Raw genomic sequence first — 17,801 nt, 5'->3', positions numbered from 1 at the left:
TGTACTTTGAGTCTAGCGTGTTAATGTTTGTAAGCGTTGCAGGGCCGCTGAGAGCGTCTGCTCTTGTTTTGCAAAACAAAATCGTATGACCCCAGACTCTGTTGGTTTATCGTAAAACGCAGATACTGGAATAGCGGCTACCCCCACATTGGTAGTAAGCCATTGACAAAAATCGGCTTCACTCAATTTAGCTTCGGGAATGTCTAATCCAGAATAGTCAACACACTGAAAATAAGTCCCAGGTGTGGGAAGCAGTTTAAATGGAGTGTGCTCCAAACCTGCTTTAAAAAAGTCTCGCTTTGCTTGGTAAAAAGCCGGAAGGTTTTCATAATGAGACGGGTCAGCAAGATAAGCGGCTAAGCCAAACTGCATCGGAGTATTCACTGTAAATACATTAAATTGATGAATCTTACGAAACTCAGCAGTCATTGCTGCAGGCGCGGCAACATAGCCTACCTTCCAGCCGGTGACGTGATATGTTTTACCAAAGCTCGAAATTAAAAAACTTCGCGCAGCCAATTGGGGGTGTGAAGCAACGCTGTGATGTTGAGCGCCATCATAGACCATGTGCTCATACACTTCATCACTTAAGATAAGTGCGGATGTGCCCTCAACCAAAGTGGCTAAACGGTCGAGATCCGTTTTTTGCCATACCATTCCGGTGGGGTTATGTGGAGTATTGATGATGACTAGGCGTGTCTTAGCATGAATCGCCTTTTCTAAATCATCCCAAGGAATGGCATATGAGGCTGCATGCCCACTTGGATCACGCAGTACTTGCAGAGAAACAGCAATCGTTTTACCACCAGCCAATTCAATAGCAGGTCTGTAGCTGTCATAGGCAGGTTCAATGATGACAACTTCATCACCTGGGCTGACACACGCCAAAATGGCAGTCAGTATTCCTTGTGTGCCGCCGGCAGTAATAGTGATTTCAGAGTCAGGATCGTATTGATGGTTGTATAAATCCTGTATTTTTTTGGCAATACCATTTCTTAGGCTTGGAATGCCAATCATCGGGGGGTATTGATTGTGATCAGCCAGCATCGCCTCATTCACTTTGGCAATTAAAGCGCGATCACATGGGAAGTCTGGAAAACCTTGCCCTAAATTAATCGCTTGGTGTTTGGCAGCCAATGCAGACATTACGGTAAAGATAGTTGTGCCGACATGGGGAAGTCGACTCGGGAACGAAGGGGTGTATTGGCTGGTCATAAAACCTAAATCGGCGGATAAATTCAGTAGTCGCTAGAATGGTAAAAACTCATATAAAGACCTCTTTTCAAATTGTGCCATGTTGATCGTACTTTCTCCCGCTAAATCTCTGGACTACAAGACCCCAGTAAAGGTGGAGTCGCCCACTTTGCCTGAGTTTGTCTCTGAGTCTGCCAAGTTGATCGCTGATCTTAAGAAAATGGCCCCTCAAGATGTGGCGAAGTTGATGGGTTTGTCGGATCAGTTGGCGGTATTGAATGTGGGGCGCTATCGCGATTGGTCCAAAAAATTCACAGATGAAAACAGCAAGCCTGCCATTTATGCTTTTGATGGCGATGTTTATGATGGTTTTGATGTAAAAACCTTAAACGCCAAGGCAATTGAGTTTGCTCAGAATCACGTGCGGATTTTGTCAGGGCTATATGGTGCGTTAAGGCCGCTCGATTTAATGCAACCGTATCGACTAGAGATGGGTACTGCAATGAAAAATGCGCGAGGCAAAGATCTTTACGCATTTTGGGGGAGCAGGGTCACCGAATCACTAAAAAAAGTATTAGATGCGCAAAAGAAGCCCGTGCTACTGAACTTGGCTTCCGAAGAATATTTCAAGGTATTGCAACCTAAAGAATTAGGTTGTCCCGTGATTTCTCCTGTATTTCAAGACGCCAAAGATGGTAAATATAAGATCATCTCTTTTTACGCAAAGCGCGCCCGTGGTCTCATGGCAAGATATGTTGTTGAGAATCGCATTTCTGATCCTGCCGACTTAAAGGGATTTAATTTGGATGGGTATAAATATTACGCGGCCGAATCGAAGGTAGATAAACCCGTTTTTAGAAGAGCGGAGAAGAAATAATGGCGGTACATCGCACGAAACCCTCACAACGTAGCTCTCCTGAAGTGGAAAAATTGGTTGCAGATGCCATTTCTTTGGCCGCCTCAGGCAGCCAAGTGGAAGATCGATTTTGGGAGGAGCGTTTAAATGTGCGCCTCATGCGCTTGCTGAAAAGTCAGAATCAAAATGTCATTGATGCAGCGCTCGATCAAACCTTTCGTATTAATACCGTTGCTTTTGAGGTACTTGCAGATATTGCTGAAACCTTGGCAGAGTCTTTAAAAATGGAGCATGAAGGGCAAGAGTGGGATGCATTGTTATTGGCTTTGCCGATAGTTGCACATACTCGCTATCAAATTCCTTCGGGACCATTGCCAGCTAGCGCAATAGAGGCAACTGCGACTGCTTTACATAGTGCTATAGCTGCAACCGATACGCGTATAGCGATTGTGCCCTGGCTCTACAGCATTGATCAGATGCCACATTCTCACTGCCAGACACGCGTTCTTACTGAGGCATTAGCCACTGCTGCGATCTCAGGCAAAGAGGTTAAATTGGAATTGCGCGATATGTCAGAGACAATCGCGGTACTAGCTGATCCCCGCTTCATTATTGCTGTATTAAGTGCATCAAGCGGTTCTCCTATTTTTAAGTGGCAAGAAGAGTCGCCCGCAAGACAAGAGCGCGGTGTGAGTTTAATTGGCTGGCAAAATGCAATGCAAGATTCTGTTGCCTCTTTGCTACCTGGTTGTGAATTCGAGTTGTTATTGCCCGAAGCGTATTTCACTAACTGTCGATTAGCCGACAAACATGTTCGGCCATTGAGTATTCGTGCAGCGGTGAATTTTCTCGAAAGCGCTTTGGGAATACTGCCTGCCGGGCTATCTTGCGTAGTCGGTGCATTTGGCGAAGAGCAGGCCGATGAATACCGGATTTCATTTAGCGCAAAGGGCTCATCAGAGGTTATGTACGGTGTGATTTGGCCGTTATACGACCGTGAAAGTGTTGCCAATGATGCATTGAACGACTTATCTGATGATGAAAGTCCTATCAAGAAGATTTGTGATGCGCTGCACGATGCTGGGGTAGAGGATGTTTTCCGTCATGCCATGCTATTTGATCCAGAATTATGTGACGATTGTGGTGCACCTTTATTTCCAGATCGGTCAGGCGAGGCAGTTCATGCAGAAATGCCAGAAGATACGCCTACACAGCAACCGTTATTTCATTAGCAAAGAAAAAAGCCGAGGAACCCTCGGCTTTTTTGTTTCATCAAATAGATTACTTAGTTTTGAACAAAGGGTTCAGCATTAGCAAATAAATGAGGTAACTTACCCGCTTTCATTTCTGCCGTTTGGCAGAAGTCTGCAAGGCGATTGCCTGATTTGATGTTGAACAACATTGCTTTATTGCCTAGCACTACTAAATCATGACCTGTGTCAGTATTTTTATAGCGCAAACTACCGGGCAAAGAGGTTTGCTTGGATAAGTCGTAGGTCTTGGATTCCCAAGTCAAGCGAATTTTCTCAAGCGTGCCTGTTGTTCTGAATTGCTTACTTTCACTGCAAGTCCAAGTTGTCACTTCTTCATTAGCACTTGCATTAGAAGCGCCAGCAAAGATTGCAGCAACGAGACTTAGAGATAAAAAAGTTTTGTTCATTAAATAATGCTCCGAGGTAATTATGGCAACAGGTGCTTAACGCCAGCTTGCTCTTCAAGCAACTCATTCAAAGTGTGAGTCATGCGCTCGCGTGAGAACTCATCGATCTCTAAGCCTTCAACCATTTTGTACTCACCGTTTTCACAAGTGACTGGGAAGCCATAAATAACTTCAGCAGGAATACCGTATTCGCCTTTGGATGGAATACCCATGGTGACCCATTTGCCATTCGTTCCAAGCACCCAATCGTGAATGTGATCGATTGCAGCATTTGCAGCAGAAGCTGCAGAAGAAAGGCCGCGTGCATCAATAATGGCCGCACCACGTTTGCCAACGGTTGGAATGAAAACATCTTTATTCCAAGCAGCATCATTGATTTCATCTTTTACAGATTTGCCGTCGATCGTTGCAAAGCGATAGTCTGGGTACATTGTTGGGCTATGGTTACCCCAAACAACCAATTTCTCAATACCTGCAACAGGCTTGTTCAATTTTGTTGCCAATTGAGAGAGCGCGCGGTTGTGATCGAGACGCAACATTGCAGTGAAGTTTTTCGCAGGAATATCTGGTGCAGACTTCATTGCAATATATGCATTGGTGTTTGCTGGGTTGCCAACGACCAAAACTTTGACGGTCTTTTTCGCAACAGCATTTAATGCCTTGCCTTGTGCTGTGAAGATCTGAGCATTTGCAGACAACAAGTCTTTACGCTCCATGCCAGGACCACGTGGACGAGCGCCAACTAAGAGAGCAACGTCGATGTCCTTAAATGCGGTTAATGGATCGGAGTGCGCTGTTACACCAGCCAATAATGGAAAAGCACAGTCCTCAAGCTCCATGATCACGCCAGCAAGTGCTTTTTGCGCTTTTTCATCTGGAATTTCAAGTAATTGAAGAATCACGGGCTGATCCTTGCCCAAAAGGTCGCCATTGGCGATGCGGAATAGAAGGGAATATCCGATTTGACCGGCTGCACCGGTGACGGCGACACGCATTGGGGCTTTTGCCATTACTAATAACTCCAGAGGAAGGTTAAGAGGGTTAAAAAATAAAAACTTTTCTATTATCCATTCAAGTGTAGGGACTTTAGCTTTACACTGTCAATTATGTCTTATATAAGACTAGAATTGCACTAAATTTTATCCAACTGCACTGCGCTGGAGTTCATTTGTCAGAAGTCAATCTGCCTGTTGCCTCATTTAGCCCTCTGTATGAGCAGATAAAGGCAATGATTTTGGCTAGCCTGCAAGCCTCTGAATGGCTTCCTGGCGAAGCTATCCCCAGCGAAATGGAGCTCGCTAGCCGTTATGCCGTGAGCCAAGGAACGGTTCGTAAGGCAATTGATGAGCTGGCGGCCCAAAATCTTCTGGTACGCAGGCAGGGTAAGGGCACTTTTGTGGCTACCCACACTGAAGATGATTGGCAGTATCGTTTTCTTCGTTTAGCGCCTGATTCTGGTGAAAAATTTCATCTAACGAACCGCTTCTTGGTTTGTCAAAACACAAAGGCTACGCCTTACGTTGCAAATTTGCTTAAATTAAAGGCAGGTGACCCTGTCATCTACATTGATCGTGTGCAGAGCTTTGCCGGCCAACCCGTTGTTTTTGAAGAGATTTGGCTACCAGGGGCTCGATTTAAAGGCTTAGATCTAGAGACCTTAAATGAGTGGCATGGTCCCGTCTATGCTCTTTATGAGAGTCAGTACGCCACCCACATGGTGAGGGCAGAGGAAAAAATCAAAGCGGTTTTGGCTGATGAGTCCTTGGCACAGCATCTTCAGTTGCCAGTGGGAGCCCCATTGTTGTCGGTCGAGCGGGTAGCATTCACCTACGGGAATAAACCAGTAGAAATTCGACACGCAAGATACGACACTTCTGAGCAGCATTATGAAAACAAACTGAACTAGTTTTTTGAGCAAGATTGAGCCCTATAACCCCCTTTAAACCCCTATAAACCCTTAAAAACCCACTAACCACCCAAGGTTTCTAATAGAATATGTTGCGTCACAACAAAGTCATACTGAACCTCCACCGAAAGATAGAGATTACCCATGGTTGAAGCACAGCAAAGCGTTAAAAAAGATAGACCGGTATATCGCAATATTGGTCTTGCCCAGTTGATTAAATACCGCCTTCCTTGGGCCGGTAAAGTTTCCATTCTTCATCGCATCAGCGGAGCAGTATTGTTCCTCTTGCTGCCATTTATTTTGTATCTCTTGGATCAGAGCTTAGCTTCTGAATTGAGCTACCAAAAATTCCAAGCTATTACTGGCAACATCTTGGTAAAACTCATTTGCCTCGGTTTGATCTGGTGTTTCTTGCACCACTTCTGTGCTGGTATCCGCTACCTCTTGCTCGATCTAGAAATCGGCGTAGAGAAGTCTGAGTCCAATCGTTCCGCGATCATTGTTTTGGTTGTTGGCATTGCTCTGACTGCAGTAGTTGGTCTCAAAATGTTCGGCTTGTACTAAGCGTTTCTTCATTAAGGAAATTTCATGCCTATTTATCAAATTGGACCAAAGCGTTTAGTAGTAGGCGCTCATTACGGTCTTAAAGAATGGATCATTCAACGCGTTACCGCGATTGTGATGGTGGTATTTACGATTGTGTTGTTAGTGGACTATTGCGTTACTGGTAGCGCTACATACGAAGGCTGGTCTGGCTTATTTAGCAACCAGCTCATGAAGCTATTGACCCTTTTGGCCTTGTTTAGCTTGTTCTATCACGCATGGATTGGTGTGCGCGATATTTGGATGGATTACATCAAACCTGTCAGCGTTCGTTTAACACTTCAAGTGTTGACCGTTTTGTATCTCGTAGCCTGTGCGGCCTATGCCGTACAAATTTTGTGGAAAGTGTAATTCGATGACTGCGATTCAAAAATCATTACCACGCCGCCGTTTTGATGCGGTGATTGTTGGTGCGGGTGGTTCAGGTATGCGTGCTTCATTGCAGTTAGCAGAAGCCGGTCTTAATGTTGCTGTATTAACGAAAGTTTTCCCAACACGTTCACATACAGTTGCGGCGCAAGGTGGTATTGGCGCATCACTTGGCAACATGAACGAAGATAATTGGCACTATCACTTTTATGACACGATCAAAGGGTCTGACTGGTTAGGTGACCAAGACGTGATTGAGTTCATGTGTCGTGAAGCTCCAAAAGTGGTTTATGAGCTAGAGCATTTCGGCATGCCATTTGACCGTAACCCAGACGGCACGATTTATCAGCGTCCATTTGGTGGTCACACAGCAAACTATGGTGAAAAGCCTGTACAACGTGCTTGTGCTGCTGCTGACCGTACTGGTCATGCCATGTTGCATACCTTGTATCAACGTAACGTACGCGCAAAAACCAACTTCTTTGTGGAATGGTTAGCGCTGGACTTGATTCGTGATGACGAGGGTGATGTGGTTGGTGTAACCGCTCTCGAAATGGAAACTGGTCAAGTCTATATTTTGGAAGCCAAAGTAGTGCTCTTGGCTACTGGTGGTGCAGGCCGTATTTGGGATGCATCGACTAATGCATTTATTAATACAGGCGATGGCATGGGCTTAGCTGCTCGTGCAGGCATTCCATTGGAAGACATGGAATTCTGGCAGTTCCACCCAACTGGCGTTGCTGGTGCAGGCGTGTTGCTGACGGAAGGTTGTCGCGGTGAAGGCGGTATTTTGCGCAACAAAGACGGTGAACGTTTTATGGAGCGTTATGCACCAACATTGAAAGATTTGGCGCCACGCGATTTCGTTTCACGTTCAATGGACCAAGAGATTAAAGAAGGGCGCGGTTGTGGCCCGAATGGTGACTATGTAGTGCTCGATCTGACACACATTGGTGCCGATACCATCATGAAGCGTTTGCCTTCTGTATATGAGATTGGTATTAACTTTGCTAACGTAGACGTCACCAAAGAGCCAATTCCAGTGGTGCCAACGATTCACTACCAGATGGGTGGCATTCCAACCAATATCAATGGTCAAGTAGTTGTACCAGCGAACGGTAAACACAATGAAATCATCAATGGCTTGTATGCGATCGGTGAGTGCTCTTGCGTATCTGTGCACGGTGCAAATCGCTTGGGTACAAACTCCTTGCTCGACTTGCTAGTGTTTGGTCGCGCAGCCGGTAACCACATTGTTGGTTTGAACTTGAAGAATCGTGAATTCAAACCACTGCCAAAGAATGCTGGTCAACAAACCTTAGAGCGCATTGCGAAGTTGGATAACTCCACTTCTGGTGAGTACGCACAAGATGTTGCGAACGATATTCGTAAGTGCATGCAGAAATACGCTGGTGTGTTCCGCAACCAAGAGTTGATGGACGAAGGCGTGCGCCAAATGGCCAAGCTGACTGAACGTGCTAAGCACTTGTGGGTTAAAGATAAGTCAGAGATTTTCAATACCGCACGTATCGAAGCTTTGGAAGTGGCCAACTTGGTTGAGACCGCTAACGCAACGATGACTTCTGCAGCGGCTCGTAAAGAAAGTCGTGGCGCTCACTCACATGATGACCATCCTCATCGTGATGATGACAACTGGATGAAACACACGCTTTGGTATAGCGAAGGCAATCGTTTGGACTACAAGCCAGTCCAATTGAAACCATTGACTGTTGATTCAGTTCCTCCAAAAGAACGTACTTTCTAAGCAAGAGAGATAGAGAATGAGTGATATCCGTATATTTGAAATTTATCGTTACGACCCAGATGTCGATGCAGCACCACGTATGCAGCGCTATGAGCTTGAGCTCAAAGGTGAGCGTATGTTGTTGGACGCACTGATCTCATTAAAGAAACAAGACGAAACGATTTCTTATCGCCGCTCTTGTCGTGAAGGCGTGTGTGGTTCCGATGCGATGAACATCAATGGTAAAAATGGTTTGGCCTGTTTGACCAATATGTTGACTTTGCCAAAAGTAATTACCTTGCGCCCATTACCTGGCTTGCCAGTAGTGCGTGATTTGATCGTTGACATGACATTGTTCTTTAAGCAGTACTTGTCTATCAAGCCATATTTGGTCAATGACAATCCACCTCCAGAAAAAGAGCGTTTACAAAGCCCTGAAGAGCGTGAAGAGTTAAATGGTTTGTACGAGTGCATCTTGTGCGCTTCTTGCTCCACTTCATGCCCATCATTCTGGTGGAATCCAGATAAGTTTGTTGGTCCTGCAGGCTTGTTGCAAGCGTATCGCTTTATTGCAGATAGCCGTGATGAAGAAACTGCACGTCGCTTGGATAACCTTGAAGATCCATACCGCTTGTTCCGTTGCCACACGATTATGAATTGCGTGGATGTATGTCCTAAGCATTTGAATCCAACCAAGGCAATTGGCAAGATCAAGGAGTTGATGGTTCGTAGGGCAGTATGACCCTCGGAAATGCAGAGTTATATCGTTTAAAGAGTGATGCTCGCAGGGGCTTGCTGGAAAACGATCTGATTCTGCAGCGTTTCTTTGAGCGCTATGGTGCTCAGCTAAGCGTAGAAGAAGGAAAGGTATTGAGTCAACTATTGGCTTTAGACGATAACGATCTCATGGATTTATTGATCGGTCGAAAAGACGCAATAGTTGGGCTGGAAAAGGAAATGCAATCGGATTCCTTCAAGGCGGTATTACAAAAGCTGAGAGAGAAGTAATTCAGCATTTTGGTGCATTAGCAGTGTAGGCGTGTGAACGAATAGTGTATTAATCATAATTTTGAATGACTAAGGATTAGAAATGATTGAATCGGACATCAAAGCAAAACTCTCGTTTTCGGATGGCACACCAGATATTGATCTGCCAATTTACAAAGGGACTGTCGGTCCTGATGTAATCGATATTCGTAAGCTCTATGGTCAGACTGGTAAGTTCACTTACGATTCCGGCTTCCTTTCTACTGCGTCATGCAATAGCAAAATTACTTACATTGATGGCGATAAGGGTGAGTTGCTCTATCGCGGTTATCCCATTGAGGATCTAGCTGGTAATTGCGACTTCTTGGAAGTTTGCTACCTCTTGATCAATGGCGAATTACCAAATGCTAAAGAGAAGAAGGATTTTGAAAATATGGTCATGCACCACACCATGGTTCATGAGCAGATGCAATTCTTCTTGCGTGGATTCCGTCGCGATGCCCATCCTATGTCTGTGTTGACCGGTTTGGTAGGCGCTATGGCTGCGTTCTACCATGACGAAATTGATTACAGCGACGCTTATGCTCGCGAAGTGGCGCAAATTCGTTTGATTGCGAAGATGCCTACATTGGTTGCGATGGCTTATAAGTATTCTGTTGGACAACCATTTATCTATCCAGATAATTCCTTGTCATACACCGCAAACTTCATGCGCATGATGTTTGCAACACCATGTGAAGAATACAAAGTCAATCCAGTATTAGTTCGTGCATTGGATCGTATTTTTACATTGCATGCTGATCATGAGCAAAACGCCTCTACATCAACAGTACGTTTGTGCGGCTCTTCAGGCACCAATCCGTTTGCTGCCATTTCCGCTGGTATTGCTTGCCTCTGGGGTCCTGCTCACGGCGGCGCCAACGAAGCTTGCCTGCAGATGTTGAATGAAATCCAGGCACAAGGTGGTGTTGAGAAGATCCATGAATTTATCGCGCAAGTAAAAGATAAGAATTCTGGCGTACGTTTGATGGGCTTCGGTCACCGTGTGTATAAAAACTTCGATCCACGCGCTAAATTAATGCGTGAGACATGTTATGAAGTGTTGAATGAGCTTGGTCTTCAAGATGATCCATTGTTCAAGCTCGCCATGACGCTCGAGAAGATTGCATTGGAAGACGATTACTTTGTAAGCCGTAAGTTGTATCCAAACGTTGACTTCTATTCAGGCATCGTCCAACGTGCTTTGGGCATCCCAACAGAAATGTTTACCTGTATCTTTGCATTAGCTAGAACAGTTGGCTGGATTGCTCAGTGGGAAGAAATGATTACTGATCCAGAGTACAAGATTGGACGTCCACGTCAGTTGTACGTTGGTGAAACTTCGCGCAAGGTTCCCAATATTTCTGTTCGTAAGTAAAGGTTTTAAGGTCTCTCATGTCTCGTACGCTTTATGACAAATTGTGGGATGACCACGTTGTTTACTCAGAAGAGGATGGCACAGCCACGATCTATATCGATCGTCAATTGCTGCATGAGGTAACTAGCCCTCAAGCATTTGAAGGATTAAATCTGGCTGGCCGTCCAGTTTGGCGTATTTCCGCCAATTTGGCGGTTTCTGATCACAATGTTCCAACGACGGATCGCTCGCAAGGCATTGCCGACCCCATTTCCAAATTGCAGGTCGACACTCTTGATCAAAATTGCGATGCCTTTGGGATTACTCAATACAAAATGAACGATGCCCGCCAGGGTATTGTCCATGTGATTGGGCCAGAGCAGGGCGCAACTTTGCCTGGAATGACTGTGGTGTGTGGCGATTCTCATACCAGCACACACGGTGCGTTTGGCGCATTGGCATTTGGAATAGGTACCTCTGAAGTAGAGCATGTATTGGCCACACAAACTTTGCTCATGAAAAAAAGCAAAAATATGTTGGTGCGTGTAGATGGTCGCTTACAGCCAGGTGCATCAGCCAAAGATATTGTGTTGGCAGTGATTGGCAAAATAGGCACTGCAGGTGGTACTGGTTACACCATTGAGTTTGCGGGCGAAGCGATTCGCAATCTCTCTATGGAGGGTCGCATGACCCTTTGTAACATGGCAATTGAAGCGGGTGCACGCTCTGGTTTGGTTGCTGTTGATGAAACCACTATCGAATATGTTCAAGGTCGCCCATACGCCCCTAAGGGCCCAGCACTTCTTCAGGCACTGCAGTATTGGAGAACATTGCACTCTGATCCTGATGCCAAATTTGATTCTGTTGTTGAATTGCGCGCAGAAGAAATTGCGCCACAGGTAACTTGGGGTACTTCTCCTGAGATGGTGTTATCGATTGATGGTCGAGTACCGGATCCAGAGAAAGAGCGCGATCCCAATAAGCGAAATGCCATTGAGCGTGCTTTGGAGTACATGAATCTTGTTCCCAATACACCACTGAGCAGTATTACTGTTGATAAAGTATTTATCGGTTCATGCACTAACAGTCGTATTGAAGATATTCGCGCTGCCGCCAAAGTGGTTGATCGTATTGGTAAAAAGGTTGCCCCAAATGTCAAATTGGCGATGGTGGTTCCGGGATCTGGTTTGGTGAAGGCGCAAGCAGAGCGTGAAGGCTTGGATCGTATTTTCAAGGCCGCAGGTTTTGAGTGGCGCGAGCCCGGTTGCTCTATGTGCTTAGCCATGAATGCCGATCGTTTAGAGCCGGGCGAACGTTGCGCATCAACTTCTAATCGTAATTTTGAGGGTCGCCAAGGTAATGGCGGTCGCACTCATCTCGTTAGTCCTGCTATGGCTGCAGCAGCAGCTATTGAAGGTCATTTTGTTGATGTTCGTAAGATTTCATAAGGGAAAGAACATGAAATTTTCATCAATCTCATTGATTACTCGATTAGCTTTGGTTGGAGTTACTGGTGTAGTCATTTCTGCTTGTAGCAGCACGATGGAAGGCGTTGGAAAAGACTTGCAAAAGATGGGTACATCGATGGGTGGATCAGGGTCCTCTCAGAACCAATCTCAAACCAAGGGTAAGGATGTTGTCGTTACTCCTGTGAAATAAATACAACTCAAGAAACAAAGTCAGCATCATGGAAAAATTTACGGTATACAAAGGTGTAGTAGCCCCGCTTAATCGCGAGAACGTGGATACCGATGCCATCATTCCAAAACAGTTTCTAAAGTCGATTAAGAAAACTGGATTTGGTCAAAACCTATTTGATGAATGGCGTTATCTAGATCATGGTGAGCCAGGTCAAGATTGCAGCACTCGACCCATCAATCCCGACTTTGTTCTCAATCAGCCTCGCTACAAAGGCGCAGGGATTTTGTTGGCACGCAAAAATTTTGGTTGCGGTAGCTCACGTGAACATGCTCCCTGGGCCTTAGATCAGTTTGGCTTTAGAGCGGTGATTGCCCCTAGTTTTGCGGACATCTTTTTCAATAACTGCTATAAAAATGGCCTTTTGCCGATTGTTTTAACTGAAATCCAGGTTGATCACCTATTTAACGAAACCCAAGCGTTTAATGGCTATCAATTGACTATCGATCTTGAGGCGCAACAAGTTATCACCCCTGATGGCACAGCCTATAGCTTCGACATTACCCCATTTAGGAAGTATTGCCTCCTTAATGGCCTTGACGATATTGGCTTAACCCTCCGCCATGCAGATAAAATTAAGGCTTATGAAGCAGAGCGCATCCTCAAGATGCCTTGGCTTGCAACTCAATTGCCGTAATTTTGTAGATTTAAGGGTTTTTCATGAAAATTGCAGTTCTCCCGGGCGATGGGATCGGCCCGGAAATCGTTGTTCAAGCTGTTCGTGTGCTCAAGGCGCTCGGACTCAATCTTGATTTAGAAGAGGCGCCTGTTGGTGGGGCTGCGTATGATGTTGCTGGTCATCCCTTACCCCCAGCAACTCTTGAGCTGGCAAAAAAAGCGGATGCCATTTTATTTGGTGCAGTTGGCGACTGGAAATATGACACACTGGCCCGTGAACTTCGCCCAGAGCAAGCAATTTTAGGATTACGCAAACACTTGGAGTTGTTTGCGAACTTTAGGCCTGCTATTTGTTATCCAGAACTCACTGCAGCTTCTAGCCTAAAGCCAGAAATTATTGGTGGTCTAGATATTTTGATTGTGCGTGAACTCAATGGAGATATCTATTTTGGTCAACCACGCGGAATTCGTACTTCAGAGCTGGCGCTTTTTAAAGGAGCGCGTGAAGGTTTTGACACTATGCATTACAGCGAGCCTGAAGTGGAACGTATTGGACGCGTCGCATTTGAGGCAGCTCGCAAGCGCGGCAAAAAGGTTTGTAGCGTTGATAAGGCGAATGTTCTTGAGACTTCTCAACTCTGGCGCGAAGTCATGATTCGAGTGGCAAAAGACTACCCAGACGTTGAGTTATCTCACATGTATGTGGATAACGCCGCTATGCAGTTGGTGAAAGCTCCTAAGGCATTTGACGTGGTGGTGACAGGGAATCTTTTTGGCGATATTCTGTCTGATGAAGCGGCGATGTTGACGGGCTCCATTGGTATGCTGCCTTCGGCTTCGCTCGATAAAAACAACAAGGGCTTGTATGAGCCAAGCCATGGTTCAGCACCAGACATTGCTGGCAAAGGAATTGCTAATCCTTTGGCAACGATTTTGTCTGCTGCCATGATGTTGCGGTATTCATTAGGAATGCCAGCAGAAGCGGAGCGTATTGAAAAAGCAGTACAAAAGGTATTGGCGCAGGGGTTACGTACTGCGGATATTTTTACAGAAGGCACTCAAAAGGTCAGCACTGTACAAATGGGTGATGCAGTTGTAGCAGCTCTCGCATAAGCATTGGGCGATTAATAACAGCGATAGTAATAAAACTTTTTATAGATAGTGAAATCATGGCAAATTCAAATACACCATTAGTAGGTTTGGTTGGCTGGCGCGGTATGGTCGGTAGCGTTTTGATGGAACGCATGCTTGCTGAAAAAGATTTTGATCTAATTGAGCCAGTTTTCTTTAGCACGAGCCAAGCTGGCGGAGAAGTGCCTTTGCTCAATGGCAAAAAAGTCAGCAAAGGTGAAAGCAAGCTTCAGGATGCTAATGACATCAATGCATTGTCACGCTGCGACATTATTTTGACTTGCCAGGGTGGCGACTATACCAATGAAATCTTCCCAAAATTACGCGCTGCGGGTTGGAATGGTCATTGGATTGATGCCGCAAGCGCATTACGCATGAAAGATGACGCAGTTTTGATTCTGGATCCAGTCAATCGCACTGTCATCGATAAGGCATTAGCAGCTGGTGGCAAAAACTGGATTGGCGCAAACTGCACAGTGAGCTTGATGATGATGGCTATGGGTGGATTGGTAAAGGCTGATTTGGTGGAGTGGATCAGTGCCATGACTTACCAGGCTGCATCTGGAGCTGGCGCACAAAATATGCGTGAACTCCTTTTGCAAATGGGTGCGTTGCGCGATAGCGTTGCTGCTGAGTTAGCCGACCCATCCTCCTGGATTTTAGATATCGATCGCAAGGTGACAGAGACGCTGCGCTCTGCTGACTTTCCGAAAAAGAATTTCCGTAATACTGCTCTAGCAGGTAGCTTGATTCCATGGATTGATGTTCCTGTCGAAAATGGTCAGACCAAAGAAGAGTGGAAGGGCGGAGCTGAATTTAATAAGATCTTAGGACGTCCTGCATTCCGTACGCCAGGTAGCATTCCGATTGATGGTTTATGTGTTCGTGTTGGTGCGATGCGCTGTCACTCACAGGGTTTGACAGTCAAACTCAAAAAAGATATTCCACTCAAGGAGATCGAAACGATTTTGGCTAACGATAATCAGTGGGTAAAAGTCGTGCCTAATGATCGCGAAACAACTGAACGAGATTTATCTCCAGCCGCTATTAGTGGTACTTTGACCGTGCCTATTGGCCGCTTGCATAAATTAGCTATGGGTCCTGAGTATCTGGGTGCGTTCACGGTCGGCGACCAATTGTTATGGGGAGCTGCTGAGCCATTACGTCGCATGCTTCGCATCCTGCTCGAGAAATAATTCTCTTTTATTGTTCTGATGTTACCTACGCCCCAACTTCGCAAGCTCAAAGCGCTATGCTTTGTTTTGCTAAGTTGGGCTTGTACAACTTGGGCGGTAACCCTTGGATCTCCGCAACTCCAGTCTCGTCCTGGCGAACCTTTGCGTGTCGAAATTCCTATTCGGGTTGCAGAGGATGAGAAGGGGACATTAGATTCGCTCAAGGTTGCTTTGCCCACTAAATCATCTTACGAACGTTTAGGTATCTCACAAAAGGTTTTAGATCTCAATCCTCAGGCGATGGTGTACCGTAATCGCGCCGAAGCGTTGATGGTACTGGTGGAAACCGTCAACCCAGTTCCTGTCACAGATGATCCATTTTTAGATGTAGTAGTTAACCTCAGCTGGTCTAGTGGCAGCATTACTAAAACATTTACATTGTTAGTTGGCGACACCCAGAAAATTGTTGTTAAGCCTGGTCAAACCTTATCTGAAATTGCGTTACTCATGGCCCCTCAATTAGAAGGTGCCTCATTGGATCAAGCCATTATGGCTTTATACAAAGCGAATCCAGATGCGTTTGCTAGTGGTAGCATTAATCGCTTGGCAGCTGGCGCAGAGCTCAGCAAACCCAGTCAAGCACTCGTGCGCTCAATTAGTCCAGCAGAGGCTTATCAGTTTGTGGCTGATGCAAATGAACAATGGCGCGCAGAACAAAGCTCTAAAGATGGCAATAGTGGTGAGACAAAAGCCAGCCCATCTCAAGATGTTCCTGCTGGTAAGGATCGTTTAAAGATTGGCTCCAGTGCCCAAGGCAATGAACAAGAGCGGCGCTTTACAGAAAACTTGGTAGCACAAGAGAAAGAGTTGGAGCAAGCAAAAGCACGCGTTGCAGAGCTTGAAAAAAACATTGCTGACTTACAGCGTATGTTAGAGAAATCCAAAGCCAATAAATCTGCCGAGAACAACTTTGGATTAGGTGGATTTGGCCCGGCTGTCTTAGGCATTGGGCTGATTGCTTTCACTGGCTTGCTTTTGTGGGTGTTGGCACGCAATGCACGTCGTTCAGATACACCTTCGTTTGAGGCAAAAAACACAGCGATTCATAAACCACTCGTACCTCCTACCATGGGAGCAGCGTTTGAAATGCCAGAACGCGCTAAGGCGCTATTTGCTGGGATTGATCTTGACCTTTCTAAGCCTGCAAAAGAGGTGCCTAAAGAAGTGGCACCTTTTGTAAATCCCCCAGCCAATAATCCTTTAGCAGATACTCTGCGCGTAAAACTGAACTTAGCGCGCGCCTATATCACTATTGAAGACTTTGCATCTGCCAAGAAATCGCTGGAGGAAGTGTTGGTGATGAGTAATTCAGTGGATCCTTCAATCACTATTGAAGCGCAGGGTCTATTGTCAGAGCTCTCTCATCGTCAAGCTTAATCTGAGGTAGCTGACGATGCGTATTGCACTCGGACTTCAGTATGACGGCAGTCCTTATGCGGGCTGGCAGCTTCAGCCAAACCAAACTACAGTACAAGGTGAGTTAGAAAAGGCGCTTGCTGCTTTTGTAGGCGCAGAAGGAACTCATGCTAGCTCCATAAACACGATTACTGCTGGTAGAACAGATGCAGGGGTGCACGCATTGGGGCAGGTCATTCACTTTGATACTCATGTAGAGCGCGAAGAATTTTCATGGGTGCGAGGTGTCAATTCCTATTTGCCAAATTCCATTGTGGTGAATTGGGCCAAAGTTGTTCCGGAAGAATTTAGCGCTCGTTTTTCAGCATATGAGCGGACTTATATTTACGCCTTACATGCAGGTCCTTGCCGTTCACCAATGATGAATCAACGAGCAGGGTATGTAATGTTGCCACCAAATATTTGGTTCGATGTTGAGGCAATGAGAGAAGCGGCTCAATATCTCATTGGTGAGCACGACTTTAGCGCTTTTCGATCGTCAGAATGTCAAAGCAATACACCAGTGAAAACGATGTACTCCATAGAAATTATTTCGGAGAAGCCGTGGCTGTATTTTCGAATTCGCGGTAATGCCTTTTTGCACCACATGGTCCGAAACCTGGTCGGGAGTTTTTTGCAAATTGGACGAGGTAGACAAAAACCTGAATGGATGGGGCAATTATTGGAAGGTAAAAATCGCCAATTAGCAGCCCCGACATTTATGCCTGATGGACTATATTTGAGCAAAATTGCCTACCCAGAAGAATTTGCTATTCCAAGCCCGTGGCTGGAAAACTCTTGGTTACCAGCCGCGGTGGTGGGAAGATAGGCCTTATCATTCTGTTATGGGCTTATTGACATATTCCCCGGGCCGAACCCGGATCAAAATCTGCGGTTTAAGGACCTCGGAGGCGGTGGATTCCGCGGTTTCTGCTGGGGTAGATGCTGTTGGCTTTGTTTTTTACCCTCCTAGCGTACGGTCTGTCAGTCCCAATATCGCTGCCCAGCT

19 protein-coding genes and 1 pseudogene are annotated in these 17,801 nt (G+C 45.8%); 17 read left to right on the top strand and 3 right to left on the bottom strand.

Annotation, left to right across the window (positions count from 1 at the left end; translation table 11 throughout):
* Positions 1-12 precede the first annotated feature (12 nt).
* Positions 13-1,215: a pyridoxal phosphate-dependent aminotransferase gene (locus tag KIH43_RS03585; protein WP_297717796.1), complete on the bottom strand. Its 1,203-nt coding sequence runs from the start codon at positions 1,213-1,215 to the stop codon at positions 13-15.
* 79 nt (positions 1,216-1,294) lie between these two features.
* Here KIH43_RS03585 and yaaA point away from each other — a divergent pair, with 79 nt between their 5' ends.
* A complete protein-coding gene (gene yaaA, locus KIH43_RS03580; RefSeq protein ID WP_297717793.1) occupies positions 1,295-2,071 on the top strand; it encodes a peroxide stress protein YaaA in 777 nt (258 codons plus the stop codon).
* Positions 2,071-3,282 (top strand): DUF2863 family protein, encoded by a 1,212-nt coding sequence (locus tag KIH43_RS03575; RefSeq protein ID WP_297717790.1) that lies wholly within the window; start codon positions 2,071-2,073, stop codon positions 3,280-3,282. The genes yaaA and KIH43_RS03575 overlap by 1 nt, the downstream gene beginning before the upstream one ends.
* A 53-nt stretch (positions 3,283-3,335) precedes the next feature.
* Here the strand turns inward: KIH43_RS03575 and KIH43_RS03570 are convergent, their stop codons facing one another.
* Positions 3,336-3,710: a hypothetical protein gene (locus KIH43_RS03570; RefSeq protein WP_296969438.1), complete on the bottom strand. Its 375-nt coding sequence runs from the start codon at positions 3,708-3,710 to the stop codon at positions 3,336-3,338.
* Positions 3,711-3,730: 20 nt separating this feature from the next.
* Complete coding sequence (locus tag KIH43_RS03565) at positions 3,731-4,720, bottom strand: malate dehydrogenase (protein ID WP_296969437.1); 990 nt, start codon at positions 4,718-4,720, stop codon at positions 3,731-3,733.
* Between the two features lie 158 nt (positions 4,721-4,878).
* Between KIH43_RS03565 and KIH43_RS03560 the strand changes: the two genes are divergently transcribed.
* The 15 genes and pseudogenes from KIH43_RS03560 to KIH43_RS03490 all read left to right on the top strand — a co-directional run.
* Positions 4,879-5,616 (top strand): GntR family transcriptional regulator, encoded by a 738-nt coding sequence (locus KIH43_RS03560; protein WP_297717787.1) that lies wholly within the window; start codon positions 4,879-4,881, stop codon positions 5,614-5,616.
* 144 nt (positions 5,617-5,760) lie between these two features.
* A complete protein-coding gene (gene sdhC / locus KIH43_RS03555; RefSeq protein WP_297717784.1) occupies positions 5,761-6,180 on the top strand; it encodes a succinate dehydrogenase, cytochrome b556 subunit in 420 nt (139 codons plus the stop codon).
* 24 nt (positions 6,181-6,204) lie between these two features.
* Positions 6,205-6,570, top strand: a complete 366-nt coding sequence (gene sdhD, locus KIH43_RS03550; protein ID WP_296969428.1) for a succinate dehydrogenase, hydrophobic membrane anchor protein — start codon at positions 6,205-6,207, stop codon at positions 6,568-6,570.
* A 4-nt stretch (positions 6,571-6,574) separates the two neighbouring features.
* Complete coding sequence (gene sdhA, locus KIH43_RS03545; RefSeq protein WP_296969424.1) at positions 6,575-8,353, top strand: succinate dehydrogenase flavoprotein subunit; 1,779 nt, start codon at positions 6,575-6,577, stop codon at positions 8,351-8,353.
* Between the two features lie 16 nt (positions 8,354-8,369).
* Positions 8,370-9,074: a succinate dehydrogenase iron-sulfur subunit gene (locus tag KIH43_RS03540; RefSeq protein ID WP_296969421.1), complete on the top strand. Its 705-nt coding sequence runs from the start codon at positions 8,370-8,372 to the stop codon at positions 9,072-9,074.
* A complete protein-coding gene (locus KIH43_RS03535) occupies positions 9,071-9,340 on the top strand; it encodes a succinate dehydrogenase assembly factor 2 (protein WP_296969418.1) in 270 nt (89 codons plus the stop codon). Before KIH43_RS03540 ends, KIH43_RS03535 begins: the two co-directional genes overlap by 4 nt.
* A gap of 82 nt (positions 9,341-9,422) precedes the next feature.
* Positions 9,423-10,736, top strand: coding sequence for a citrate synthase (gltA, locus tag KIH43_RS03530; RefSeq protein WP_296969416.1), 1,314 nt, complete (start codon positions 9,423-9,425; stop codon positions 10,734-10,736).
* A gap of 17 nt (positions 10,737-10,753) precedes the next feature.
* The gene (gene leuC / locus KIH43_RS03525) at positions 10,754-12,163 is read left to right on the top strand and encodes a 3-isopropylmalate dehydratase large subunit (RefSeq protein WP_297717779.1); all 1,410 of its coding nucleotides are present in this window, start codon (positions 10,754-10,756) and stop codon (positions 12,161-12,163) included.
* A 10-nt stretch (positions 12,164-12,173) separates the two neighbouring features.
* On the top strand, positions 12,174-12,374 hold the full coding sequence (locus KIH43_RS03520; RefSeq protein ID WP_297717775.1) for a hypothetical protein: 201 nt from the start codon (positions 12,174-12,176) through the stop codon (positions 12,372-12,374).
* Positions 12,375-12,402: 28 nt separating this feature from the next.
* Positions 12,403-13,050, top strand: coding sequence for a 3-isopropylmalate dehydratase small subunit (gene leuD / locus KIH43_RS03515; RefSeq protein WP_297717772.1), 648 nt, complete (start codon positions 12,403-12,405; stop codon positions 13,048-13,050).
* Between the two features lie 23 nt (positions 13,051-13,073).
* Positions 13,074-14,144 carry a 3-isopropylmalate dehydrogenase gene (leuB, locus tag KIH43_RS03510; RefSeq protein WP_297717769.1) on the top strand — a complete coding sequence of 357 codons (1,071 nt, stop codon included), beginning with the start codon at positions 13,074-13,076 and terminating at the stop codon, positions 14,142-14,144.
* Positions 14,145-14,200: 56 nt separating this feature from the next.
* On the top strand, positions 14,201-15,358 hold the full coding sequence (gene asd / locus KIH43_RS03505) for an aspartate-semialdehyde dehydrogenase (RefSeq protein ID WP_297717766.1): 1,158 nt from the start codon (positions 14,201-14,203) through the stop codon (positions 15,356-15,358).
* Between the two features lie 18 nt (positions 15,359-15,376).
* Positions 15,377-16,774, top strand: coding sequence for a FimV/HubP family polar landmark protein (locus KIH43_RS03500; protein ID WP_297717764.1), 1,398 nt, complete (start codon positions 15,377-15,379; stop codon positions 16,772-16,774).
* A 16-nt stretch (positions 16,775-16,790) separates the two neighbouring features.
* A complete protein-coding gene (gene truA / locus KIH43_RS03495; protein WP_297717761.1) occupies positions 16,791-17,621 on the top strand; it encodes a tRNA pseudouridine(38-40) synthase TruA in 831 nt (276 codons plus the stop codon).
* A 16-nt stretch (positions 17,622-17,637) separates the two neighbouring features.
* Positions 17,638-17,801, top strand: a pseudogene (locus KIH43_RS03490) (N-(5'-phosphoribosyl)anthranilate isomerase); the annotation flags it as partial.

It is taken from the genome of Polynucleobacter sp., from assembly GCF_018500155.2.
Taxonomy (GTDB): Bacteria; Pseudomonadota; Gammaproteobacteria; order Burkholderiales; family Burkholderiaceae; genus Polynucleobacter.
The sequence above is the reverse complement of the archived record's forward strand: the minus strand, read 5'-3'. Positions and strand labels throughout refer to the sequence as shown.

Bases quoted from the DNA above. Each gene is read 5' to 3' on its own strand.
- KIH43_RS03585 (WP_297717796.1), bottom strand. From the start codon at position 1,215: ATGACCAGCCAATACACCCCTTCGTTCCCGAGTCGACTTCCCCATGTC.
- yaaA (WP_297717793.1), top strand. From the start codon at position 1,295: ATGTTGATCGTACTTTCTCCCGCTAAATCTCTGGACTACAAGACCCCA.
- KIH43_RS03575 (WP_297717790.1), top strand. From the start codon at position 2,071: ATGGCGGTACATCGCACGAAACCCTCACAACGTAGCTCTCCTGAAGTG.
- KIH43_RS03570 (WP_296969438.1), bottom strand. From the start codon at position 3,710: ATGAACAAAACTTTTTTATCTCTAAGTCTCGTTGCTGCAATCTTTGCT.
- KIH43_RS03565 (WP_296969437.1), bottom strand. From the start codon at position 4,720: ATGGCAAAAGCCCCAATGCGTGTCGCCGTCACCGGTGCAGCCGGTCAA.
- sdhC (WP_297717784.1), top strand. From the start codon at position 5,761: ATGGTTGAAGCACAGCAAAGCGTTAAAAAAGATAGACCGGTATATCGC.
- sdhD (WP_296969428.1), top strand. From the start codon at position 6,205: ATGCCTATTTATCAAATTGGACCAAAGCGTTTAGTAGTAGGCGCTCAT.
- sdhA (WP_296969424.1), top strand. From the start codon at position 6,575: ATGACTGCGATTCAAAAATCATTACCACGCCGCCGTTTTGATGCGGTG.
- KIH43_RS03540 (WP_296969421.1), top strand. From the start codon at position 8,370: ATGAGTGATATCCGTATATTTGAAATTTATCGTTACGACCCAGATGTC.
- KIH43_RS03535 (WP_296969418.1), top strand. From the start codon at position 9,071: ATGACCCTCGGAAATGCAGAGTTATATCGTTTAAAGAGTGATGCTCGC.
- gltA (WP_296969416.1), top strand. From the start codon at position 9,423: ATGATTGAATCGGACATCAAAGCAAAACTCTCGTTTTCGGATGGCACA.
- leuC (WP_297717779.1), top strand. From the start codon at position 10,754: ATGTCTCGTACGCTTTATGACAAATTGTGGGATGACCACGTTGTTTAC.
- KIH43_RS03520 (WP_297717775.1), top strand. From the start codon at position 12,174: ATGAAATTTTCATCAATCTCATTGATTACTCGATTAGCTTTGGTTGGA.
- leuD (WP_297717772.1), top strand. From the start codon at position 12,403: ATGGAAAAATTTACGGTATACAAAGGTGTAGTAGCCCCGCTTAATCGC.
- leuB (WP_297717769.1), top strand. From the start codon at position 13,074: ATGAAAATTGCAGTTCTCCCGGGCGATGGGATCGGCCCGGAAATCGTT.
- asd (WP_297717766.1), top strand. From the start codon at position 14,201: ATGGCAAATTCAAATACACCATTAGTAGGTTTGGTTGGCTGGCGCGGT.
- KIH43_RS03500 (WP_297717764.1), top strand. From the start codon at position 15,377: ATGTTACCTACGCCCCAACTTCGCAAGCTCAAAGCGCTATGCTTTGTT.
- truA (WP_297717761.1), top strand. From the start codon at position 16,791: ATGCGTATTGCACTCGGACTTCAGTATGACGGCAGTCCTTATGCGGGC.